Below are 23276 nucleotides of genomic sequence, written 5' to 3'. Positions count from 1 at the left end.
AAATGCTGAAGCGCCTTGCAAGACCGTAAAGCAAATAGGGATTGAACCTTGAAGGGGCTTTTTTGCATTCAGGGGGCAATCATCTTTTGCACAGCGGGCTAGGCGCTGAAGAAAGAATTTCATACAAAAACTTGTATAAATGAACCATTAATTTTATGGAAACATTTCTCAATGCATCATTCTTTTCTCGCTTAGTGCTTCTGTGACTGTAACAAGATGCAGGTTCTTCTTTTTAATTTGTTTAATTAATGTATCTAAAGACCGTGCTGATGATTCTGTCGGGTGCATCAATATAAAAGCACCTGGATGCACTTTTGACATTACCCGCTGTATAAGGATTTCCGGACTCGGCTTTTGCCAGTCTATTGTATCTACACTCCACATGATTGTTCCCATTTTTAATGAGTTGGCAATTGAGACAGTTTCATCACGGAAACTTCCGCTTGGAGGGGCAAACCATCTGCATTTTTTGTTTGTGACAGCTTCAATGATTTCATTCGTTTTTTGCATCTCTTCTTTGGATGCAGCCGAAGAAATAATTTTCATATTAGGATGGGAATATGAATGGTTGCCAATTTCATGGCCGCCTTCTTGAATCATTTTTGCCAGTTCCGGATTATTTTTAGTCCATTTCCCTTCCAGGAAAAAAGTGGCTTTCACTTGATTTTTCTTCAATACAGCAAGCATATCCTGTAAATACTCATTACCCCAAGCCACATTTATCAAAAAGGATACAGCTGGTTTATCTGGGTGCGCCCGGTAGATTGGCTCTGCTTTTAAATCCTGCAAATGCTTTTTTGGTGCAACTTGAGAATATATCAGCTTTTTTTCATCAAATACTCCATCTTTTTTCATCACATGATAAGAAGCTGTAATGTTGACTTTTAAACCATTGTAGCCAGGCACACTCTTCCATACAGGATCGATTCTTGCATCCTGGGGAGGAGCTTCATATCCTGCTGCTTTGCTTTCTATTTCTTCAAGAAGACTGTCCTTTTGTTTAAGAACGGATGCTGAATCTCCTTTTAATTCAAAAAGATACTCATTCGTATAAGGATTTTGAACTAATAACCATGATATACCTGCAATGGCAGTTATCGCAACTATATGCTTCCACTTATTGGCCATTTTCATGCCTCCTTCATACAAAATGTATGAAGGCATTGGACAAGGTAGAACGTTTGCGGCTGGTAAAAAAAGCGAAAAGGCAGGCCAATTCACAAGGAACCGCCTGCCTTTTCATGTATCATCCCTATTAAGCCTGTGGATTGTTTGCCGCTTCTTTCTGTTCTTTCAAAACAGCTTTACGGGACAGGTTCACTCTGCCTTGCTTATCGATTTCAGTTACTTTTACAAGGATTTCATCTCCAATGGCTACAACGTCTTCCACTTTTCCGACTCTTTCTTCTGCAAGTTCAGAAATATGGACTAGACCGTCTTTGCCATTAAAAATTTCAACAAATGCGCCGAATTTTTCAATCCTTTTCACTTTGCCAAGGTACATTTCTCCTACGACTACTTCACGGACAATATCTTCAATTATTTTCTTGGCCTTTTGGTTCATATCATCATTAATTGAAGATATGAAGACAGTTCCATCTTGTTCTATATCAATTTTCACGCCAGTTTCTTCAATGATCTTATTGATTTGTTTACCGCTTGGCCCAATAACATCCCTGATTTTATCTGGATTAATAGACATAGTAAGAATTTTTGGAGCATATTTAGAAAGTTCTACCCTAGGCTTGTTAAGTGTGGCAAGCATGGAATCAAGGATATGCATGCGGCCCCTTTTAGCCTGCTGAAGAGCTTCTTCAAGAATAGTCTTTGAAAGTCCTTCAATTTTAATATCCATCTGCAGGGCCGTTACACCTTTGGCAGTTCCAGCCACCTTAAAGTCCATATCTCCAAGGTGATCCTCCATTCCCTGGATATCTGTCAAGATTGTGTAATGCTCGCCAGATTTGACAAGTCCCATTGCAATTCCTGCTACAGGCGCCTTAAGCGGCACTCCCGCATCCATCATTGCCAATGTGCTTGCACATATGCTGGCCTGTGAAGTTGAACCATTGGATTCAAGAACCTCGGAAACAAGGCGGACTGTGTATGGGAAGTCTTTGTCGTTTGGAATGACTGGTTCTAATGCTCTTTCGCCAAGTGCCCCATGACCAATCTCACGACGGCCCGGTCCTCTTAATGGACCTGTTTCGCCGACACTGAAGTGAGGGAAATTATAATGGTGCATAAAGCGTTTGGATTCTTCAGTTCCCAGTCCATCAAGAATTTGTACATCACCGAGTGCCCCAAGCGTACAAATTGATAATGCCTGAGTCTGCCCACGTGTGAATAAACCTGATCCGTGAGTCCTTGGAAGCAAGCCAACTTCAGAAGAGAGAGGCCTGATTTCATCAGGGTTCCGGCCATCCGGACGAACTTTTTCTTCTGTAATTAAGCGCCGCACTTCGCTTTTTACCAGTTTATTCAGTATTTCTTTTATTTGTTTCATTTTTTCTTCATCTGTTTCTTGTTCTTCATATTTTGCAAGAACACTGTCTTTCACTGCCTTAATCGCATCTTCTCTGGCATGCTTTTCCTGAACCTGCACTGCCTGATTAAGGTCTTGTCCGCAAAGGTCTTTGATTTCTTTTTCCAAAATGGAATCTACTTGATACAGCTTAACTTCAATTTTTTCTTTTCCAATTTCAGCTGCAATCTTTTCCTGGAATTCAATCAGCTTGATAATGGCATCATGTCCATACATAATTGCTTCAAGCATCGTTTCTTCCGGAACTTCATCAGCTCCCGCTTCAACCATATTGATGGCATCTTTTGTTCCGGCAACTGTCAGATTGATATCACTTTTTTCCAGTTCTTCAACTGTTGGGTTAATGATGAATTCATTATTGATTCTTCCTACCACTACACCGGCAATGGGGCCTTCAAATGGAATATCGGAAACACATAAAGCCAGAGAAGAACCAAACATTGCAGCCATTTCAGACGAACAATCCTGATCAACGCTCATGACCATGCTGATAATCTGAACATCATTCCTGAATCCATCTGCAAATAGCGGGCGGATAGGCCTGTCTATTAAACGGGATGCAAGGATTGCTTTTTCGCTCGGCCTTCCTTCCCTTTTAATGAAGCCTCCAGGGATTTTTCCGACAGCGTACAGCCTTTCCTCGTAGTTGACTGTCAAAGGAAAAAAGTCTACGTTTTTCGGTTCTTTAGAAGCAGTCACTGTACTTAGCACAGCCGTCTCCCCGTATCTTACGAGAACTGCGCCATTTGCCTGCTTGGCTAATTGGCCGATCTCAACCGTTAGTTTCCTCCCGGCCCAATCATATGAATAGGTGTGTTTTTCCTGTCCCATCTTTCAATAAAACCCCTCTCTGAATCGTCGCTTTAGAGGCTTGGTATTAGTACCTAACCTAATTATTACATCATTTATATGTCAAAGTAGAATTACTAAAGTAAACTAAACTCATCCTTATTATGCACGAAAAAAACAAGCATTAACAGCAAAATGGATTAATTAAGAAAAAATCTGCAATTTTTTCTGCAATTTGTATCCTGCCCACTTGCCCAAGCTTAAAATAGCTTTCATTATGTATGATTGATGATGCAGGGCATCATTTGGATGGTTATTAAAAAACCCGGCCGTCAGCCGAGTCCTTAAGGACGATGGCAAAAGCCTTTATCATGTATGCGCCCGACATTATTCTTTAAAAATCGCTTTATTAACATCAAAAAAGCGGGAAGGTTTCCCGCTTTTTTTGAGTGATTATCGACGTAAGCCCAATCGTGTAATAAGCTCACGGTAACGAGCTACATCCTTGTTGCGAAGGTATGCAAGAAGGTTACGGCGTTTACCTACCATTTTAAGAAGACCGCGACGTGAATGGTGGTCTTTTTTATGAACACGCAAGTGCTCGTTCAAGTTGTTGATGTCTTCAGTAAGAACTGCGATCTGTACTTCTGGTGAACCAGTGTCAGTGTCATGAGTTCTGTACTCAGCGATAATTTCGTTTTTGCGTTCTTGTGTTAATGCCATTTTGTTTTCCCTCCTAAAATTGCTGTAGAATCCCCAATCACCGAGCCAGCGTCGGAGACACGACTAGCCAAGCAATGGTTGCTTTCATACAATCAATAGAATACACCTTTTTATTTGTTATTGCAAGTTTATTATTCAATCTCTTTGAAGTATTCCTCTGCCTGCATTTTATCTATGCCAATTTGTTTGACAAGCTCTTCGAGACCGGAGAACTTTTTCTCGCTCCTTAGCCTTTTATTCCATTGGATTTCTGCGGTGTCTCCGTAGATCTCTCCTGAATAATCGAGGATATGTACTTCAACTGAAGGTACATCCGGTTTTTCTTTATGAAAAGTGGGTTTATATCCGACATTGCAGATACCTTTGTACCATATTCCCCGGACTTTCACCTGCACGGCATAAACCCCTGTTGCAGGAAATATATAATCATCTTTCAAATCCATGTTGGCAGTGGGAAAACCGAGCTGGCGTCCCCTTTTTTCCCCATGAATGACAATTCCGCGAGTCATATAGTATCTTCCGGTAAGATGCCTGTATTCTAAAAAGTCCCCATCAGCCAAACATTTGCGGATCCGGGTAGAACTTACTTTTTCATCTTCAAGCTTTTGCTTTTCAATGATTGTCTGGGTAAAACGGCCGCGGCAATGGAGAGGAAGAGTTTCCATAGTTCCTTCACCGTATTTTCCATAAGAATAATCAAAGCCTGCCACCACGTGGCGGACATTAATGTTTATTAAATATTGGTCAACGAATTCCTGCGGAAGCAGTGCTGCAAACTCCTCCGTAAAATGAACAATAAAAAGATAATCCACACCCATCTCTTCGATAATGGAAATTTTATCCTGAAGGGGAGTGATATATCGAATATGCTGAATTTTTTTTCCAAGTACTGCAGAAGGATGCGGGTTGAATGTCATTACAGCTGACTTCATATCCAATTGATGGGCAATATCCTTCACTGCTGAAATTACCTTTTGGTGTCCTTTATGTATCCCGTCAAAAAATCCGAGGGCAATGGCAAGCTGCGGAAACTGATCGGGAGTAAATTCATGAGGATGCTCTATTACGATTACTTTCACGTCAAAATCTCCTCTTTCTTCGGGCAAAACCTTCTTTTATATTTGCGCCAGTACTTTAACAGGCTTAATGAGACCTTGTTTTTGCGGGTGGATTTCATAAATGGCCAATGCCTTTTGATCCTGGTTAACCATAACGAAAGGCGTTCCTTTTTCGGCAGGCAGATTATCAGGCTGCTCTAAAACAGCTCCGTTTATCACTTTCTTTGCTACTGTATCACTAATGTGATATTTGGGCAAATGAAATAATCCCCGTTCCATCGGCTGCAGGAATGCATAATTTTCATTTTGCACTGCCTGTTCGACTTCATCGAATGTGAGGCAATCCTCCAGAGTAAAACCTGCTGATTCAATTCTTACGAGATCTGACATGTGTGCAGGATATCCCAATTTCTCTCCGATGGTAACTGCAAGTGTTCTTATATATGTTCCTTTGCTGCAGCTGACGCGGAATTTAAAAGAAGGATTATCGACTGTAAAAAATTCACGGTCATCAAGCAGTTCAATGCTGTGAATCATTACATTTCGCGATGGCCGTTCTATAGTAATGCCTGCTCTCGCATATTCGTATAGTTTTTTGCCATTTACCTTAACAGCTGAATACATTGGAGGAGTCTGTTCGATAAGTCCTGTAAGAGATTGAAGAACATCCACTATTTCACGCCGCTGGATGGTCCTGTCTATCTTTACTTCTTCAACAACTTCTCCTCCGGCATCTTCAGTAGTTGTAGAAAATCCCAGGGTTACTTCGCCTACATATGCTTTTCCAGCATCAGTTATGTATTCAGCCACCTTTGTCGCCCTTCCAATGCAAATCGGCAGCACACCTGTCACTTCAGGGTCTAATGTTCCTGTATGCCCGACTTTCTTTGTTTTAAGGATCTTCCTCAATCTAAATACACAATCATGGGATGTCATGCCTTTTGGCTTTAATAATGGCAATATGCCTTCCATATTGTTCTTCACTCTCCTTGATCTGCAGTTTCCATGCAGAAAAAAAGGATAGACAAAACATGTCTATCCCCAGTATTCTGCAATTTTTGTCCCTTTAGAATGAAAAATACGGCCAGGAAGGGAAAAATCCCATTCCTAACCGATAAACAGAGTTATTCTTCATCCTTTTGTGCCGGTTTATCTTCAGAATGGATCTGGTGAATTAGTGTTTCAATTCTGTTTCCATAATCAATCGATTCATCAAACTCAAAAGAAATTTCAGGAGTTTTGCGCAGGCGGATTCTCTGCCCAATTTCGGAACGGATGAACCCTTTAGCCTTTGCAAGTCCTTTTAGTGTATTTTCTCTTTGCTCGGCATCTCCTAAAACAGATATATAAACAGTTGCCTGCTGCAGGTCACCTGTTACAGAAACATCCGTTACAGTCACGAAACCGACGCGCGGATCCTTAATTTTCCGGCCGATAATCTCACTAAGTTCTTTTTTCATTTGTTCGCCTACACGGTTTGAACGAAGGCTCATAAAAATCACCTCGCTAACTTAAAGCCATTCTATATCTGTTATTGTTCGCTCTAATTCCGGAAAAGAATCAAGAAATTGCAGGGCATTCTGCAATTCCCTCTCAGTCGACTTCCGGGATGAGGTAACTGTAACCAGGGCTATGCTTGTACGCTGCCACAAATCCTGATGATCAACCTCTGCCGCTGAGATATTGTATTTTTGCTTGAGCCGTGTCAGCACCCGCTGCAGCACGGCCCTTTTTTCTTTCAATGAATGTGCATTGTAGATGAGACATTCGCAAACTGCCGATCCAATGATCAAGCGCGTTTAATCTCTTCCATTACGTATGCTTCAATAACGTCGCCTTCTTTAATGTCATTGAAATTCTTAATGGTAATCCCGCACTCATAGTTTTGGGCAACTTCTTTCACATCATCTTTAAAACGCTTCAATGTATCAAGTTCGCCTTCAAAAATGACTACACCCTGACGGATCAAGCGGATTCCGCTGTCTCTTGTGATTTTGCCGTCGGTCACATATGAACCTGCAATCGTACCGACCTTTGATACTTTGAAAGTAGTCCGGACTTCTGCCTGGCCAATAATTTTTTCTTCGAATTCAGGGTCAAGCATACCCTTCATAGCCGATTCGATTTCTTCAATCGCTTTGTAGATGATTCTATGAAGCCTTACATCCACGTTTTCTGACTCGGCAGCACGCTTCGCATTAACATCCGGGCGGACATTGAAGCCGATGACGATTGCGTTCGAAGCGGTGGCGAGGATAATATCAGATTCAGTGATCGCACCGACGCCAGCATGAATGATCTTAACTTTTGCCCCTTCTACTTCAATTTTTTGAAGAGACGCAGCGACAGCTTCAGCAGAGCCTTGAACGTCTGCTTTAATGATGATGTTTAATTCTTTTATTTCCCCTTGTTTCATTTGTTCAAACAAGTTATCGAGAGTAACACGGGATTTTTCATTCCGCTGTGAAGCAAGCTGTCTTTGAGCACGTGTCTCGCCGACCTGGCGTGCTGTTCTCTCATCTTCAAACACGATAAAGCGGTCTCCGGCTTGCGGCACTTCATTCAATCCAGTAATTTCTACAGGAGTTGAAGGGCCCGCGTCCTTAACACGGCGTCCAAGGTCATTGACCATAGCACGAACACGCCCAAATGAGTTCCCCACTACAATCGGATCTCCAATTTTCAATGTTCCATTTTGCACAAGCAATGTAGCAACAGTTCCGCGCCCTTTATCAAGACGGGCTTCAATAACCGTTCCAATCGCTTTTCTGTTAGGGTTGGCCTTATGTTCTTCCACTTCACTTACTAGCAGGATCATTTCAAGCAGACTGTCAATTCCTTCACCTTGTTTAGCTGAAATTGGAACAAAAATAGTATCTCCGCCCCAAGCTTCTGGAACTAGTCCATGTTCTGTCAGCTCCTGCATTACACGGTCTGGATTAGCGCCGGGCTTATCCATTTTATTTACTGCAACGATAATCGGAACCTCAGCGGCTTTAGCATGGTTTATCGCTTCAACTGTTTGAGGCATCACACCATCGTCAGCAGCTACAACTAGTATAGTTATATCAGTTATTTGTGCACCGCGGGCACGCATTGTTGTAAAAGCGGCATGTCCCGGGGTATCCAGGAATGTGATTTTTTTGCCGTGGACTTCGACTTGATAAGCACCGATATGCTGAGTGATGCCGCCTGCTTCTCCTTCAGTAACCTTAGTGTTGCGGATGGAATCCAGCAAAGTTGTTTTACCATGGTCAACGTGGCCCATGATTGTAACAACAGATGGACGCTCGGCAAGGTTTTCAGCGGAATCCTCGGTCACAAGGGATTCAAGATCGGTAAGATCAACCAGCACTTCTTCTTCCACTTCCACTCCATATTCGCCGGCAATCATTTCAATGGCATCTTTTTCAAGAGATTGATTGATTGTAGCCATAACACCAAGCATAAATAGCTTCTTGATGATTTCAGAAGGTTCACGGTGAAGCTTTTTAGCAAGCTCCTGAACTGTCAAAGACTCAGTAAAGGTGATTTTCTTCGGAAGTTCTTTTTCTTTCCTTTTTTGAACAGGAGCAGCCTGTGGTGAATGTGAAGGCTTATGCTTATTGTTCCTGTTGCGGCTGTTGTTATTATTGTTTCTTCCCTTATTAAAGACCTTTGTTTCTTTCTTCTGGTTTTCCTGTGCTGTTTTTTTGCCCGCTGCAGGCTTTGGAATGACTTTTTTCTTAAGCTTTTCTTTGTTGACAACACTATTTTGGTTGTCATTTGCTTCTTCTTCATAGCTTTTAAGCGTAGAAGAAGATTGTGGTTTCATGCTGGCTGCAGGATTGGACTGCTTTTTTTCTTCTGTCTGTGGTTTTAAGGAATTATTGAGCTTATTTACAGTTGAATCGTCTAATGCTGTCATATGGTTTGATACCTCTATATTCATTTCTTTAAGTTTATTTATTACGTCCTTGCTGGAAACATTCTTTTGTTTTGCATATTCATATACACGCAATTTGGTCATACGTTCACCCCCGTAAAATTTAATCGAGCAACGTTTGAAGTTTTCTTGCAAAACCTTCATCCAGGACCGCAACGGCAACTCTTGCTTCCTTGCCTATTGCCTGACCCAGCAAAGACCGATTTTCGACTCTTTTTAAAGGAACCTGATAATGTATGCATTTATCAGATATTTTTTTTTCTGTATTTAAAGAGGCGTCTGCAGCCAACAAGATTAATTTAGCTCCTCCGCTCCTTATCTCTTTTACAACTAACTCTTCTCCGGAGATTAGTTTACGCGCTCGATTTGCCAAACCTAGTAGCGACATCCACTGTTGTTGCTTCATGATGTTAGTGTTTCTCCTTATCCGCTAGTTCTATCAATTGTTCATAAATGGAAGGATCGATTGCCGCACTTAGATGATTTGCAAGCACATTTTTCTTTTGAGCGAGCTTAATTATATCACGGTCAAGCGATAAATAAGCTCCCCTCCCTGATTTCTTGCCGGTAGGATCAATGCTCACTTCGCCTTCTTTTGACCTTACGATGCGAATCAGCTCTTTTTTCGGTTTCATTTCCCCGGAAGCGACACATTTGCGCATAGGGATTTTTTTGGGGCTGCCCATTTTCGATCACCTCTGCCTTAATCGTTCTCCCCGATTAAATTATCATCACTGTCGTCTTCTTCGTAGCTGTCTCTGCTCAAAAGAAACTCCTGCTCTTCAACAGGATAAATTCCTGCTTCCCTGGCGTCTGTTTCACTTTTGATATCAATTTTCCAGCCTGTCAGCTTTGCTGCCAATCTTGCATTCTGGCCGCGTTTTCCGATTGCAAGCGAAAGCTGATAATCCGGTACAATCACAGTAGTTGCCTTTTCTTCTTCATTCACAAGAACTTCAAGAACCTTTGAAGGGCTTAGTGCATTAGCCACGAAAACTACAGGATCTTCAGACCATTTTACAATATCAATTTTTTCGCCTTTTAATTCATTTACAATTGCCTGTACCCGCTGCCCTTTTTGGCCAACGCAGGAGCCGACAGGATCTACTTCGGCATTGTCAGAGTGTACAGAGATCTTCGAGCGGTCTCCTGCCTCACGTGCAACCGATTTGATTTCAACCGTTCCATCGAAAATCTCGGGAACTTCAATTTCAAATAGCCTTTTCAATAACCCAGGATGTGTTCTGGAGACAAAGATCTGAGGCCCTTTTGAGGTTTTCTCGACTTTTGTGATAAATACCTTAATGCGGTCATGCGGTTTATATTGCTCATTGGGCATCTGCTCATTCAAAGGCAAAAGCGCTTCTATTTTTCCAAGGCTTACATAAATAAACCTGGAATCCTGTCGCTGCACTATGCCTGTCATGATATCTTCTTCCCGGTCGATGAATTCAGAGTAAATAATGCCTCTTTCAGCTTCCCTCACTCTTTGAGTGACAACCTGCTTTGCCGTCTGTGCAGCAATTCGGCCGAAGTCCTTAGGCGTTACTTCCATCTCAACAACATCTTCTATCTGATAGCTTGGATTGATGCCTTTTGCTTCCTCCAATGAAATCTCAAGACGCGGATCAAAAACCTGATCCACTACATCTTTTCTTGCAAATACTCTCATTGTACCTTTATCAAGGTTTAAATCAATCCGTACATTTTGGGCCTGGTTAAAATTACGGCGGTACGCTGAAATGAGCGCAGCCTCTATTGCTTCAATTAAAACATCCTTAGAAATGCCTTTTTCTTTTTCCAGGATATATAGAGCATCCAACAACTCACTGCTCATGGTAGATCCCCCTTCGATTATTCATCTCACCGCAGGCCTTAATTATGAAAAAGTAATCGCAAGCCTTGCTTTCGCTACCTTTTCATAAGGAATGACCACGGTTTTCTTTCTTGTCTTGATTCTGATTTCTACAGTTACTTCTTTTCCGTCAAATCCGGTAAGAATGCCTTCAAATTCTTTTTCATCTAAAATTGGCTCATATGTTTTTATGTAGACATTCTTTCCAATTGCTTTTTCAAAATCCTTTTCTTTTTTCAACGGACGTTCAGCCCCGGGAGACGAAACCTCAAGAAAATAATTTTGTGTAATCGGATCTGTTTCATCCAGCTTTTCGCCAAGCTTTTCACTGACATTTCCGCAGTCCTCAATATCCACACCGGTTTCTTTATCGATGTACACACGCAAAAACCAGCTTTTTCCTTCTTTTACGTATTCCACTTCTACAAGTTCAAGATTCAGCTCTTCTAGAATAGGCAATACCAGTTCTTCTACAATTTCCGTTACTTTTTTGCTCATTTGTTTCCTCCATACATGTTCGTAGTGCGTTCTTTGTAATGGATTAGAAAAAATTTTTAGTCAATTACAACACGAAAGAGTGGGTTTCCCCACTCTTGCCATTGGTTCTTCGTAGTATTTCCAATAAAAATATACCATAATCAAGTTTTTTATGCAAACACTGTGTCTCGTGCTCTGATAGCTGTACCCCTAAAACAAGGACAGCTGATTTTGTTCCGGAAGAGCTTCCAGGCAGCCCTGGTTATCAAGAAATTCCAGAATGGTTTTGGAAACCTTCCCTCTTTGCTGAAGGTCCTCTTTAGAAAGAAATTCTCCTTCCTCCCGCGCCTTCACTATGTTAATGGCCGCATTTGTACCCAATCCAGGTATGGAATTAAAAGGAGGAATAAGCGTATTGTTTTCAATAATGAATTCATCTGCGCTCGATTTATATAGATCAACCTTTGTGAATGAAAAGCCCCTTTCACACATTTCGAGTGCAAGCTCAAGCACGGTAAGGGTATTTTTTTCTTTAGTGGAAGCTTCAAGGCCTTTCGCATTGATCTCTTCTATTTTAGTACGGATCGATTGTGATCCGCGTGACATGGCTTCAATTTCAAAGTCTTCCGCACGGACTGTAAAATAGGCTGCATAATATAAAAGAGGCAAATGTACTTTGAAGTACGCAATTCTTACAGCCATTAATACATATGCGGCAGCATGCGCCTTCGGGAACATATATTTGATCTTTTTGCAGGAATCAATATACCATTCCGGCACTTCATTTTGACGCATTTCTGCTTCAAATTCCTCGCTAAGCCCTTTTCCTTTACGGACTGACTCCATGATTTTGAAAGCAAGCGAAGGATCCAGTCCCTGATAAATTAAATACACCATAATATCATCACGGCAGCCGATTACTTCACTCAAGTTACATATTTTATTGTGGATCAATTCCTGTGCATTTCCAAGCCACACGTCCGTTCCATGTGAAAGTCCTGATATCTGGACTAGTTCTGAAAAGGTCGTCGGTTTTGTATCTTCAAGCATCTGGCGGACGAAACGTGTACCGAATTCAGGTATTCCAAGCGTTCCGGTTTTACACATAATCTGATCCTCTGTTACTCCAAGTGACTCGGTGCCGCTGAAAATCTTCATGACCTCAGGATCATCTGTCGGTATTGTCTTAGGATCAATGCCGCTTAAATCCTGGAGCATACGGATTACTGTTGGATCATCGTGTCCGAGAATATCCAGCTTCAGGACATTATCATGTATGGAATGAAAATCAAAGTGAGTTGTTCTCCATTCCGAATTTTTGTCATCCGCCGGAAATTGAATAGGAGAAAAATCATAAATGTCCATATAATCAGGCACAACGATAATACCGCCTGGATGCTGGCCAGTAGTCCGCTTAACACCGGTACATCCCGCTACAAGCCTGTCCACCTCTGCACCCCTCAGGTGAAGGTTATTATCTCCTGCATACCCTTTTACATATCCATATGCTGTTTTTTCTGCCACAGTTCCTATTGTCCCTGCACGAAACACATAATCTTCACCGAACAGCACCTTGGTATAGTTATGCGCCTTAGGCTGATATTCCCCTGAGAAATTCAAGTCAATGTCCGGTACTTTATCGCCTTTAAAACCGAGGAACGTTTCAAAGGGGATATCATGTCCGTCTTTTTTATAAGGAATGCCGCAGTCAGGACATAGTTTATCAGGCAAGTCGAATCCAGATCCCACTGAGCCGTCATCAAAGAACTCCGACTTTTTGCACATAGAGCATACATAATGCGGAGGAAGCGGGTTGACTTCTGTAATCTCAGTCATTGTCGCCACAAATGAAGAACCCACAGATCCCCTGGAACCGACCAGGTATCCATCATCCAGCGATTTTTTAACAAGCTTATGTGAAATAAGGTAGATAACAGCAAATCCATGTCCTATTATGCTTTTAAGCTCTTTCTCAAGCCTTGCCTCCACAATTTCAGGAAGTTCATCGCCATATATGCTTTTGGCCATGCTATAGCTCATTTCCCTCATCTCATCTTCTGCGCCTTCGATTTTCGGGGTATACAATTCATCCTTAATCGGTTTTATATCATCGATCATGTCTGCAATCTTATTTGTATTTTCGACTACTATTTCCTTCGCTTTAGCATCTCCTAAAAACTGAAACGCTCTAAGCATTTCATCCGTTGTCCTGAAATGCACATCCGGCAGTTTGTGGCGGTTCAGAGGATTGGCTCCCCCCTGTGAATTGACCAGGATTTTCCGGTAAATTTTATCATTCGGTTCCAGGTAATGTACATTCCCTGTTGCCACGACTGGCTTATCCAGCCGTTCACCAAGCTTGATGATATTAGAAATAATTCCTTCCAGAGATTTTTCATCACGCACATATTCCAGCTCGATCATATGCTGATAAACTGCTTTGGGCATCACTTCTATATAATCGTAGAACTCCGCAATATCCACCACTTCTTCAAAATCCTTTTGCATCATTCCCTCAAAAACTTCACCTTTATCGCATCCTGATCCCACCAGTATGCCTTCACGCAATTTTTGGAGCTGTGAGCGCGGGATCCGGGGAACTCTGTAAAAATAATTCAAATGAGCCATGGAAATAAGCTTAAACAAATTTTTCAAACCATCCTGAGTTTGGGCAAGCAGTGTACAGTGATATGGGCGGGACCTTTGATAAGCGTTTCCCTGTCCCATGTTGTCATTGAACTGGTCATGGAAGGCAATTCCTTTTTCCTGTGCATCTTTAAGCATCTTCAGCAGGAGGTAGCCGGTAGCTTCTGCATCATAAATCGCCCTGTGATGCTGTGTAAGTTCTATATCAAACTTTTTTGCTAACGTGTTCAGTCTATGATTCTTGAATTCCGGATACAGAAAACGTGCCAGTTCAAGAGTATCAATGACTGGATTTTCAGCTTTAGGATACCCGATTTTTTTATAGCCTACATTCAGAAATCCCATATCAAAACTTGCATTATGGGCTACCAGGATGGCATCTCCTGCCCAATCTCTGAATTTCTGCAGGACTTCTGACGGATCCGGTGCGTTTTCTACAAGATCATCCGTTATGCCCGTCAAATCGATAGTCGTATTAGACAGCGGATGATGGGGGTTGGCAAAGGATTCAAAACGGTCAATGATTTCCCCGTCTTTCATTTTAACTGCAGCCAGTTCAATGACTGTGTCATACACAGCTGATAAGCCTGTTGTCTCAAAGTCAAAAACCACATACGTATCCTCCGCCAGTTCGCGGTGTGCACTATTATAAGCAATAGGCACACCATCATCTACAAGGTTGGCCTCGACTCCATAAAGGATTTTTATATCATTTTTCTTACCTGCGCTAAAAGCTTCCGGGAACGCCTGGGCACCCGCATGGTCGGTAATAGCAATAGCCTTGTGCCCCCACTTTTTAGCCTGGGCCACCAGCGCAGAGACTGGTGTAACTGCATCCATTTGGCTCATTGGACCATGGAGATGAAGCTCGACCCTCTTTTGTCCTTCTGGAGCCTGATCAATGCGTCCTGCACGTGATATTTCATTGATATCATTCGCAATCATAACTAGGTCCCGGACAAATGTATCATTCTGGATGCTGCCTTGTGCACGCACCCACATTCCTTTTTTAACACGGGCAAGAATGGCAGCATCTTCTTTATCTCTGGAAAACATCTTTACGAGTATAGAGCTTGTATAATCCGTCACTTTAAAAGTCAGAAGAGTCCGTCCGCTTCTAAGCTCTCTTGTTTCTGCATCGAATACAAAGCCTTCTATCGCAATTCGGCGCTCTTCATCAATAATTTGCTCTATACTTCTGAAATCTGCATCTTCCTTAATCGTATAGCCGATTTTAACCGGCCCTTCGTAAGCAGCATCATCTTTGCCTTTTTCACTATTTTGTTTTTGCATTTCCGTTAACGCAGCCAGCCCTTTGGCTTCATCCTCTTTTTGCTTTTCAGCAAGGAATTTCTGGTAGTCCTCATTTTCTGCGGCAGATGTAACCTCTGCTTCCAGTGAAAGCGGCGGGAAACCAAGTGTTTGATAAATATTTGAAATGATTCCAGAATACTTCCTTTTAAGCTGGCCTGCTTCCGCTTCATTTCTGGCCCGGACAATCAGCCTGTTGCCTATCACTTTGGGTTCCTGCTCATTTAATAAAGTCAATAATGCCGGTGAAATTCCGTCTAACTCTTCCAGGCAATTTTTCCAGTATTCCTTTATCAGTTCCTCTGAGGGCTGAGGATTCAGGACATGGAACGAATATGTTACATTCGCAATATGTGCAAATGTACTTTTCAGCTGTATAGAAAAACGAGTGTGGATGCTGCATGGAATAAGTTTTTCCATTTGAAAGATAAAGTGCCATGTTTTAGACACTCTGTCTATGGAAAGCTTCTCTATTTCCGCCTGATAAAAATGCTGAACAAAAGCATCTTCTGTAAGCCCCATTTGCTGGAGCAAAAGCTGGAATCTTTCTCTTCCGCTATTTGGGCCCTGAGCCATCTTCTCACTCCCCATCTTATATATTTTAAATACCTAAAATTAGGCCTCTTTTTATGCTTCAGCTATATTTTCCGCGTGTGAACGCTATATCTGCTGCTCAAATTCCATTACACAACAGTGGTTATTATATCATACCATCCTTCATATTACAGACAGATTATTTCAGGTAAAAGCAGAAGAAAAAGGCACACTCATTTAAGAATGATGCCTTTATATTTTTGCAGTTTTTAGTTTAGTTTTGTCCGGAGCTTGTCACGCCATAAGTTCCTGCAATTTCGCAGATATTTCATCCAGCTTAAGCTCAAGGACTTCACCTGTTTTCCGGATTTTCATTTCAATGATACCTTCAGAGGCTTTTTTTCCGACTGTAATTCTGACAGGAACTCCAATCAGATCTGAATCGGCGAACTTGACTCCAGGCCGCTCCTGGCGGTCATCCATTAACACGTCAAAGCCCTCTTTTTTCAGGCTGGCATAAATGTCTCCAGCTAATTCTGATTGAGTGCTGTCCTTCATATTGACCGGGATTACATGAACCTGATAAGGAGCTAAATCTGCTGGCCAGACGAGTCCGTTTTCATCATTATACTGCTCGGCCACTGCTGCAAGAGTACGGGAAACTCCAATTCCATAACAGCCCATGATCATTGGCTGTGAACGGCCATTTTCATCAAGGAAGGCTGCTCCCATCGCTTCGCTGTACCGGGTACCAAGTTTAAAGACATGTCCAACCTCGATGCCTTTTGCGAACTTAATGATTCCATTGCCATCCGGTGATACATCACCTTCCTGTATAAAGCGCAGATCTTCGTATCTTGATACAGTAAAATCACGGCCGGCATTCACGTTTGTGTAATGGTAACCTTCTTCATTTGCACCGCAAACAGCATTAGCCATGCTAATTACTGCCTGATCTGCAATAATTTCAATGTCTTTTGAAACAGAAACCGGACCTAATGAACCTGCAGAAGACCCGAGCAATTCCTTTGTCAGTCCCGGATCAGCCAATTCAACAAACGAAGCAGAATATAAATTTTTCAATTTAATGTCATTTACTTCATGATCTCCTCTGACTAAAACGAGCACAAATTTGTCATCCACTTTAAAGAGCAGAGATTTGATGCATTTTTTCTGATCAAGACCAAGGAATCCAGAAACTTCTTCAATTGTTTTCTGGCCGGGAGTATGCACTTTTTCCATCTCCGCCAGCGCTTCATCACTTTGTTTATAGTTGCCGGTTACAGGCGCCATTTCAATGTTTGCTGCATAATCTGAGCTATCAGAATAAGCAATTGTGTCTTCCCCGACATCTGAAAGAACCATGAATTCGTGAGTATCTTTACCGCCCATCGCGCCAGAATCAGCAATTACTGCACGAAAATCCAGTCCGCAGCGGCGGAATATTGCAGAATATGCATTGAATATTTTTTTATATACTTCATCAAGGCTTTCCTGGTTCGAATGAAAAGAGTAAGCATCTTTCATGATGAACTCGCGTCCGCGCAGCAAACCAAAACGAGGTCTTTTTTCATCCCGGAATTTTGTCTGGATCTGATACAGGGTAAGCGGCAGTCTCTTATAGGACTTCACTTCATCACGGATCAGGCTTGTGATGACTTCTTCATGTGTAGCCCCCAAGGCAAATTCCCGGTCATTCCGGTCCCTTAGGCGCATTAATTCAGGACCGTATGTATACCACCTGCCCGACTCCTGCCAAAACTCAGCCTGCTGAAGCGCCGGCATAAGCAATTCAACCGCACCAGCCTCTTCCATTTCCTCTCTGACGATCGATTCGATTTTTTGAAGGACCTTTATTCCAAGAGGCATAAAACTGTAGACGCCGCTTGAATTTTGTCTCATATAGCCCGCTCTAAGCAGCAGCTGATGGCTTTTTATTTCTGCATCCGACGGAGTTTCCCTCAATGTCGAAATCAATGTATTACTTTGTTTCATGTTTCGTGCACTCCTCAATTCAAAAATTATGATTCATTAAACAGCCATTTATTCCATTATTTCCAGTGTGAATATATTTGTGAACAAGCTCTATAGCTTTATCATCTGAAAAGACCAAAAGCGCTATAAAATAGCGCTTAATAGCCCGCATATCCTTAAATAGATTATACATGACGCCGCAAAGAGAAACCAAGCAATTTAGCAGAGTATTTATCTAATTATCCGCGCATGCACGTGAAATTAAAGGAAAAATCTCTGGATATCATTCCAGGTGACCACAATCATCAGAAGCATCAGCAATGCAAAGCCTATAAAATGCACCAGCCCTTCTTTCTGGCGGTCTATCGGTTTTCCCCTTAATGCTTCAACTAAGAAGAATAGCAAACGCCCTCCATCTAATGCCGGAAGCGGCAGAAGGTTCATAATCCCTAAATTGATGCTTAAAATCCCGCCCCACTTCATCAGGTTGAAAACACCTGATTTGGCCACTTCTTCTGTAGATTTGTATATCCCGACAGGGCCGGAAAGCATATCTATTTTAAAATGCCCGCTGACAAGCTTGCCCAGCATAAAGAAAATTTGCTTAGTCCATTCATACGTTTCCGTAAAACCCAGTTTGAAAGCTTTGAGAGGAGACTTTTCAATAGGCGGATATACACCGATCACACCCATTTTCTGCCCGTCCCGTTCAACTTCTTTCGGGGTGACCGGAACCTCCAATGTCTTTCCATTCCGCTCAACAACGAACTCAATCTCTTTTCCCGGGTTTTTCTGAATGCTTTTTTGAACATCATTCCAGCTTGAAACTTCACTTCCGTCAATAGACTGTACTTCATCGCCTTGTTTTAGGCCTGAGGAAATGGCCGTCCCATCCTTGGTTAATTCCCCGAGCTTAGCCTTATCGACAGCAACGCCTTGAAACAAACCAATAATCATAAAAATGATTATTGCCAGGATAAAGTTCATCATTGGCCCCGCAAATATAGTAATGGCACGGTTTCCAAGTGATTTAGAAGCAAACTGCCTGTCGTAGGGTGCAATTTGATTTTCAACTCCATCTTCCACAATCACGGCTTCAGGATGCACGGAAAAAGTCTTCAGCTCTCCTTCGCTCTCCTCATAGCCGCTGATAAACAGCTTATGGTCAAGGTCCAGCGCCTCTACCTCTATGATATGAATATCTGAATATTTATCTTTATTGTTTGTGACAATTTTCGAAACAATATTTTCTTTATCAAAAATCAGTCCCACCCGAAAACCTGGTTTAATTTCTATATTTTCCGCATCTTCACCGGCCATTCTCACATATCCGCCAATCGGAAGCAGCCGAATCGTATATACCGTCTCGTTTCGCTTAAAAGTTAACACCTTGGGACCAAACCCTATTGCGAATTCCCGGCATAAGATGCCTGCCCGCTTTGCAAAGTATAAGTGGCCAAGTTCATGGAAGAAGACGAGCGCCCCAAAAATAATTATGAAGGCAATTACGGTTTGCAGTGTTTGCACGTGAACATCACCCCGAAATTAATAGTTTTTTGACATATTGCCGTGTATGCAGGTCCACTTCCTGGATAATGGATAACTCCGGATTGTCGATTGCCTGGTGATTATTCAGAGCTTTTTCAATCAATTTCTCTATTTCAAGAAATGAAATATCTCCATTAAGAAAACGCGCCACTGCCTCTTCATTAGCTGCATTTAAAACAGTCGGCATCGTTCCGCCTATTTTACCTGCTTCATATGCAAATTGCAAACAAGGAAAACGCCCAAAATCCATTTCTTCAAAATGCAGCTTTCCGATGCTTGCAAGATCAAGCCTGTTTTTCGAAGCAAGCGGCAGCCTGTCCGGATAGGTGAGGGCATATTGTATCGGCACTCGCATATCTGGGGTGCCAAGCTGTGCAATCACACTTGAATCATGATATTCAACCATTGAATGGATAATGCTTTCTTTATGCAGCAGCACATCGATTTTTTCGTAAGGCAGACCAAAAAGCCAGTGCGCTTCTATTACTTCTAGCCCCTTATTCATCATTGTTGCAGAATCGATTGTGATCTTGGCGCCCATGGACCAGTTAGGATGATTCAGCGCATCCTCTACACTGACATCTTTCAGCTCTTCCCTTGTCCGGTCACGGAAACTGCCGCCTGAGGCGGTAATTATGAGACGTTCGATGTTTTTTTCTTTTTCGCCTTGCAGTGCCTGAAAAATGGCAGAGTGCTCACTGTCGACCGGAAGCAGGCTGACTCCTGCCTTACGGGCTTCCTCCATAACCAGGTGACCAGCTGTTACAAGTGTTTCTTTATTGGCAATCGCGATGTCTTTTTTTGCTTTTATGGCTTTAAGAGTCGGAGCTAGGCCTACACTGCCGATCACAGCATTCACAAGCACAGTCGCTTTTTCGTATACAGCTGCTTCTTCAAGTCCTGTGTCACCATAAACAAACTTTATATCTCCTTGTGGAAACTCCGTTTTAAGGGTTTCACAATCTTCTTTCGTTTGTACAGAAACCAATTCGGGCTTGAATTCATTGATGAATTTCCGTGTCAGGCCGATATTTCTGCCTGCAGACATCGACACTATCCGAAACTCATCGGGATGTGAACGGACGACATCCGCGGTCTGCTTCCCAATCGAACCTGTTGCGCCTAAAAGACTAATATATTTCATGTGTATTCAACTCCAATTTGCTTGCAGCTTTTAACCCATAAAACTCCAAGGTTTTTTTCAAATGTTACTGTTACGCTTGCCTCCTGCTGTTTCCGCTTAGTTAAAGATTCCCCAGGGGCAGATTCAGTCTATAGGGCTAATACAAGGCAGCAATGTCCCTGAAAAGTCTTTAAAATAGATTCAGTATCTGGAGGATTGGCAAAATAAAAATTAAACTGTCAAGCCTGTCCAATATTCCACCATGGCCCGGCAGCAGCCTTCCTGAATCCTTTACGCCATAATGCCTTTTATACGCTGATTGAACAAGATCTCCCATTTGGCCAAAAACTGATATAAGAATGCTAATCAGCAGTAATTTAACAGCCGAGTGTTCGAGATCAGAAAAGAAGTAAAATAAAATGGCGACAATCAGAGCGCAGACAATTCCGCCTACAAATCCCTCAATTGTCTTATTGGGGCTGATTTCCGGCCACAGCTTGCGTTTGCCCATTGCCTTACCAAAAAAGTATGCACCAGAATCAGTCGCCCAGATGGTAAAAAGGGCATAAAATAAGTAATACAGTCCGTTTGTGCCCTCCTGCCGGGTCTCAAACATATAATAAAAGCCCATACCTACATAAAGAACAGAAATAGACAGAAACCCAGCATCATCAAAAGTAAATGAATTCTTCGTCACAACAGTATATATCAGGTAAATCAGCACACCTAAAAGAAAAATCTGAAGCTTATGCTGATAAATATAACCAAATATGCCTCCGTGCTGTTCCGGCACCAGCGCTGCCCATAATAAAATAAACGACAGCAGGGATGAAAAAGAACTTAATGGCATCTTTTTCATTTTCAGCAATTCATAAAAACCAATTGTAGCCATCAGATAAATCAACAGTAAAAATGGCAGGTTCCCCAATACAACTAAGGGGATAAATATGGCTGCAGCAATAACAGCCGTAATAATACGTTGTTTCATTAGTTCAATTTTCCTCGCCTTCTAAATTAGACACCGCCAAACCTTCTTGACCGTTTCTGGTAGACTTCAACGGCTTCGAGCAGGTCCTCTTCCTTAAAATCAGGCCATAATACATCAGTAAACCAGAATTCGGAATAAGCAAGCTGCCATAACATGAAGTTACTTAGCCTTATCTCACCGCTTGTACGTATCAGCAGGTCCGGATCCTGTAAATTGCCTGTCATTAAATATCTGGAGAAATCCTCTTCAGTAATATCACCATTTAATAATCCGCTTTTTTTGTCATCAATGATTTTCTTCACTGCCCCGAGGATTTCCGAACGGCTTCCATAATTCAATGCGAAATTTAAAATCAGACCGGTATTATGTTTTGTTTTCTCCATTGCCGTTTCAACTGCTCTTATTGTATGCGGAGGAAGGTACGACTTATCGCCAATCATCTCCACTTTAACATTTTCGGATACAAGTTCAGGCAAAAAAGATCCTAAAAATTCTTCCGGCAGTTTCATCAGGAACTCCACTTCACTTTTAGGGCGTTTCCAGTTTTCCGTAGAAAACGCGTAAACCGTCAATGTTCCAATACCCAGCTTATTGGCAAGCCTTGTAATTCTTCTTACCACTTTCATTCCTTCATGATGCCCCGCTACTCTAGGAAGAGCGCGTTTTTTTGCCCAGCGGCCATTCCCATCCATTATAATCGCAATATGGAAGGGTACCGCATTTTTTTTTATATCCTGAATCCTTTTATTCAGATCCGAAGAAGCATCTTTATTGAACAAACGCTTCCATAATGAATACATACTTTTGTCCCCCATCAGGTTGTACTCTATCTTTTATTTTTAAAAATTTTTGCCTGTATGACTGAAAATCATGCAAGGCCTCCTCAATTCCTATGTATAGCAAAGAATCAATCCTATCATAACAAAAAACAGACGCTTCTCCTATTATTATTATGAAAAATTGAGTAAGATAGACGGTTTTAAAGACAAGGGCAAAATATTATATCCCTTAAATCTGGTTATGTCTGTTAAAAATACTGCCGAAAAGCCTGTCTGCAGTAAAAAAAAGGGGCTGCCATATAGAGATTTGTGCAAAAAAGTCAAAACTCAGGCAGATTGAATAACTAATAACAGATATTAATTATTCACGCATAAGTGCTAAGACTCCACAAAACCCACAGATGGCCGGCCCCTTTTTACTGTTAACAAGCATTACAGATTCTTTATACTTCCAGGATTTCTTTTTCTTTATCTTTTGTAATATCCTCAATTTTGCTGATATGGCTGTCTGTCATCTTTTGGATATCATCTGAATAGCCTCTTAAATCATCTTCAGTTATTTCGCCATTCTTCTCAAGCTTTTTCAAATCATCATTTGAATCGCGGCGAATGTTCCTGATGGCAATTTTTGCTTCTTCCGATTCTTTTCTTACAACCTTCACAAGTTCCTTGCGGCGCTCTTCTGTTAAAGCAGGAATTGCAATTCTAATGATAGAGCCGTCATTTGATGGATTCAGACCCAAGTCTGATTTCAGAATCGCTTTTTCAATATCGCCAAGGATGGTTTTATCATATGGCTGAATGACTAAAAGGCGCGCTTCAGGAACGGATACTCCGGCAACCTGATTGATTGGAGTAGGTGCACCGTAATAATCCACAGATATTTTATCCAGCAGGGATGCACTTGCCCTGCCAGCACGGATACTTGCCAATTCCCTTGAATATGAACTGATTGCTTTTTCCATTCTCGACTTTGAATTTTCCAGAATTTGTTTCGGCAT

General features: G+C 41.9%; 19 protein-coding genes. All 19 read right to left on the bottom strand.

The genetic code is table 11. From position 1 onward, the window contains the following. Positions 1-168 precede the first annotated feature (168 nt). The 19 genes from BIV59_RS00910 to frr all read right to left on the bottom strand — a co-directional run bounded on the left by BIV59_RS00910 (position 169) and on the right by frr (position 23276). Entirely contained in the window at positions 169-1128 is a 960-nt protein-coding gene (locus BIV59_RS00910) for a polysaccharide deacetylase family protein (RefSeq protein ID WP_071349548.1), read from the bottom strand. A 127-nt stretch (positions 1129-1255) separates the two neighbouring features. Further along, the gene (gene pnp, locus BIV59_RS00905; RefSeq protein ID WP_071349547.1) at positions 1256-3376 is read right to left on the bottom strand and encodes a polyribonucleotide nucleotidyltransferase; all 2121 of its coding nucleotides are present in this window, start codon (positions 3374-3376) and stop codon (positions 1256-1258) included. A gap of 411 nt (positions 3377-3787) precedes the next feature. Continuing rightward, complete coding sequence (gene rpsO / locus BIV59_RS00900; protein ID WP_071349546.1) at positions 3788-4057, bottom strand: 30S ribosomal protein S15; 270 nt, start codon at positions 4055-4057, stop codon at positions 3788-3790. 131 nt (positions 4058-4188) lie between these two features. Beyond that, positions 4189-5136, bottom strand: coding sequence for a bifunctional riboflavin kinase/FAD synthetase (ribF, locus tag BIV59_RS00895; RefSeq protein ID WP_071349545.1), 948 nt, complete (start codon positions 5134-5136; stop codon positions 4189-4191). 36 nt (positions 5137-5172) lie between these two features. Further along, entirely contained in the window at positions 5173-6087 is a 915-nt protein-coding gene (gene truB / locus BIV59_RS00890; protein ID WP_071349544.1) for a tRNA pseudouridine(55) synthase TruB, read from the bottom strand. Positions 6088-6239: 152 nt separating this feature from the next. Beyond that, entirely contained in the window at positions 6240-6608 is a 369-nt protein-coding gene (gene rbfA, locus BIV59_RS00885) for a 30S ribosome-binding factor RbfA (RefSeq protein ID WP_071349543.1), read from the bottom strand. Positions 6609-6626: 18 nt separating this feature from the next. After that, the gene (locus BIV59_RS00880) at positions 6627-6905 is read right to left on the bottom strand and encodes a DUF503 domain-containing protein (protein WP_071349568.1); all 279 of its coding nucleotides are present in this window, start codon (positions 6903-6905) and stop codon (positions 6627-6629) included. After that, positions 6905-9124: a translation initiation factor IF-2 gene (infB, locus tag BIV59_RS00875; protein WP_071349542.1), complete on the bottom strand. Its 2220-nt coding sequence runs from the start codon at positions 9122-9124 to the stop codon at positions 6905-6907. The genes BIV59_RS00880 and infB overlap by 1 nt, the downstream gene beginning before the upstream one ends. A 19-nt stretch (positions 9125-9143) precedes the next feature. Further along, positions 9144-9446 carry a YlxQ family RNA-binding protein gene (locus BIV59_RS00870; protein ID WP_071349541.1) on the bottom strand — a complete coding sequence of 101 codons (303 nt, stop codon included), beginning with the start codon at positions 9444-9446 and terminating at the stop codon, positions 9144-9146. A 4-nt stretch (positions 9447-9450) separates the two neighbouring features. Beyond that, positions 9451-9726 (bottom strand): RNase P modulator RnpM, encoded by a 276-nt coding sequence (gene rnpM / locus BIV59_RS00865; RefSeq protein WP_071349540.1) that lies wholly within the window; start codon positions 9724-9726, stop codon positions 9451-9453. 17 nt (positions 9727-9743) lie between these two features. Further along, positions 9744-10877: a transcription termination factor NusA gene (nusA, locus tag BIV59_RS00860; protein ID WP_071349539.1), complete on the bottom strand. Its 1134-nt coding sequence runs from the start codon at positions 10875-10877 to the stop codon at positions 9744-9746. 42 nt (positions 10878-10919) lie between these two features. Then, positions 10920-11393, bottom strand: a complete 474-nt coding sequence (rimP, locus tag BIV59_RS00855) for a ribosome maturation factor RimP (protein WP_071349538.1) — start codon at positions 11391-11393, stop codon at positions 10920-10922. A 189-nt stretch (positions 11394-11582) separates the two neighbouring features. Next, positions 11583-15905 (bottom strand): PolC-type DNA polymerase III, encoded by a 4323-nt coding sequence (locus BIV59_RS00850; protein WP_071349537.1) that lies wholly within the window; start codon positions 15903-15905, stop codon positions 11583-11585. A 252-nt stretch (positions 15906-16157) separates the two neighbouring features. After that, positions 16158-17858, bottom strand: a complete 1701-nt coding sequence (locus BIV59_RS00845; RefSeq protein ID WP_071349536.1) for a proline--tRNA ligase — start codon at positions 17856-17858, stop codon at positions 16158-16160. Positions 17859-18098: 240 nt separating this feature from the next. After that, positions 18099-19355 (bottom strand): RIP metalloprotease RseP, encoded by a 1257-nt coding sequence (gene rseP, locus BIV59_RS00840; RefSeq protein ID WP_071349567.1) that lies wholly within the window; start codon positions 19353-19355, stop codon positions 18099-18101. 16 nt (positions 19356-19371) lie between these two features. Beyond that, entirely contained in the window at positions 19372-20529 is a 1158-nt protein-coding gene (locus BIV59_RS00835) for a 1-deoxy-D-xylulose-5-phosphate reductoisomerase (RefSeq protein WP_071349535.1), read from the bottom strand. A 169-nt stretch (positions 20530-20698) separates the two neighbouring features. Then, complete coding sequence (locus BIV59_RS00830; protein ID WP_071349534.1) at positions 20699-21496, bottom strand: phosphatidate cytidylyltransferase; 798 nt, start codon at positions 21494-21496, stop codon at positions 20699-20701. A gap of 26 nt (positions 21497-21522) precedes the next feature. Then, positions 21523-22296, bottom strand: a complete 774-nt coding sequence (locus BIV59_RS00825; RefSeq protein ID WP_139194278.1) for an isoprenyl transferase — start codon at positions 22294-22296, stop codon at positions 21523-21525. Positions 22297-22718: 422 nt separating this feature from the next. Continuing rightward, complete coding sequence (frr, locus tag BIV59_RS00820; protein WP_071349532.1) at positions 22719-23276, bottom strand: ribosome recycling factor; 558 nt, start codon at positions 23274-23276, stop codon at positions 22719-22721.

Origin of the sequence: Bacillus sp. MUM 13, from assembly GCF_001866725.1 — a bacterium.
Taxonomy (GTDB): Bacteria; Bacillota; Bacilli; order Bacillales; family DSM-1321; genus Peribacillus.
This window is presented reverse-complemented; position numbering and strand designations above follow the sequence as displayed.

Bases quoted from the DNA above. Each gene is read 5' to 3' on its own strand.
- BIV59_RS00910 (WP_071349548.1), bottom strand. From the start codon at position 1,128: ATGGCCAATAAGTGGAAGCATATAGTTGCGATAACTGCCATTGCAGGT.
- pnp (WP_071349547.1), bottom strand. From the start codon at position 3,376: ATGGGACAGGAAAAACACACCTATTCATATGATTGGGCCGGGAGGAAA.
- rpsO (WP_071349546.1), bottom strand. From the start codon at position 4,057: ATGGCATTAACACAAGAACGCAAAAACGAAATTATCGCTGAGTACAGA.
- truB (WP_071349544.1), bottom strand. From the start codon at position 6,087: ATGGAAGGCATATTGCCATTATTAAAGCCAAAAGGCATGACATCCCAT.
- rbfA (WP_071349543.1), bottom strand. From the start codon at position 6,608: ATGAGCCTTCGTTCAAACCGTGTAGGCGAACAAATGAAAAAAGAACTT.
- infB (WP_071349542.1), bottom strand. From the start codon at position 9,124: ATGACCAAATTGCGTGTATATGAATATGCAAAACAAAAGAATGTTTCC.
- BIV59_RS00870 (WP_071349541.1), bottom strand. From the start codon at position 9,446: ATGAAGCAACAACAGTGGATGTCGCTACTAGGTTTGGCAAATCGAGCG.
- rnpM (WP_071349540.1), bottom strand. From the start codon at position 9,726: ATGGGCAGCCCCAAAAAAATCCCTATGCGCAAATGTGTCGCTTCCGGG.
- nusA (WP_071349539.1), bottom strand. From the start codon at position 10,877: ATGAGCAGTGAGTTGTTGGATGCTCTATATATCCTGGAAAAAGAAAAA.
- rimP (WP_071349538.1), bottom strand. From the start codon at position 11,393: ATGAGCAAAAAAGTAACGGAAATTGTAGAAGAACTGGTATTGCCTATT.
- BIV59_RS00850 (WP_071349537.1), bottom strand. From the start codon at position 15,905: ATGGCTCAGGGCCCAAATAGCGGAAGAGAAAGATTCCAGCTTTTGCTC.
- BIV59_RS00845 (WP_071349536.1), bottom strand. From the start codon at position 17,858: ATGAAACAAAGTAATACATTGATTTCGACATTGAGGGAAACTCCGTCG.
- BIV59_RS00835 (WP_071349535.1), bottom strand. From the start codon at position 20,529: ATGAAATATATTAGTCTTTTAGGCGCAACAGGTTCGATTGGGAAGCAG.
- BIV59_RS00830 (WP_071349534.1), bottom strand. From the start codon at position 21,496: ATGAAACAACGTATTATTACGGCTGTTATTGCTGCAGCCATATTTATC.
- BIV59_RS00825 (WP_139194278.1), bottom strand. From the start codon at position 22,296: ATGTATTCATTATGGAAGCGTTTGTTCAATAAAGATGCTTCTTCGGAT.
- frr (WP_071349532.1), bottom strand. From the start codon at position 23,276: ATGCCGAAACAAATTCTGGAAAATTCAAAGTCGAGAATGGAAAAAGCA.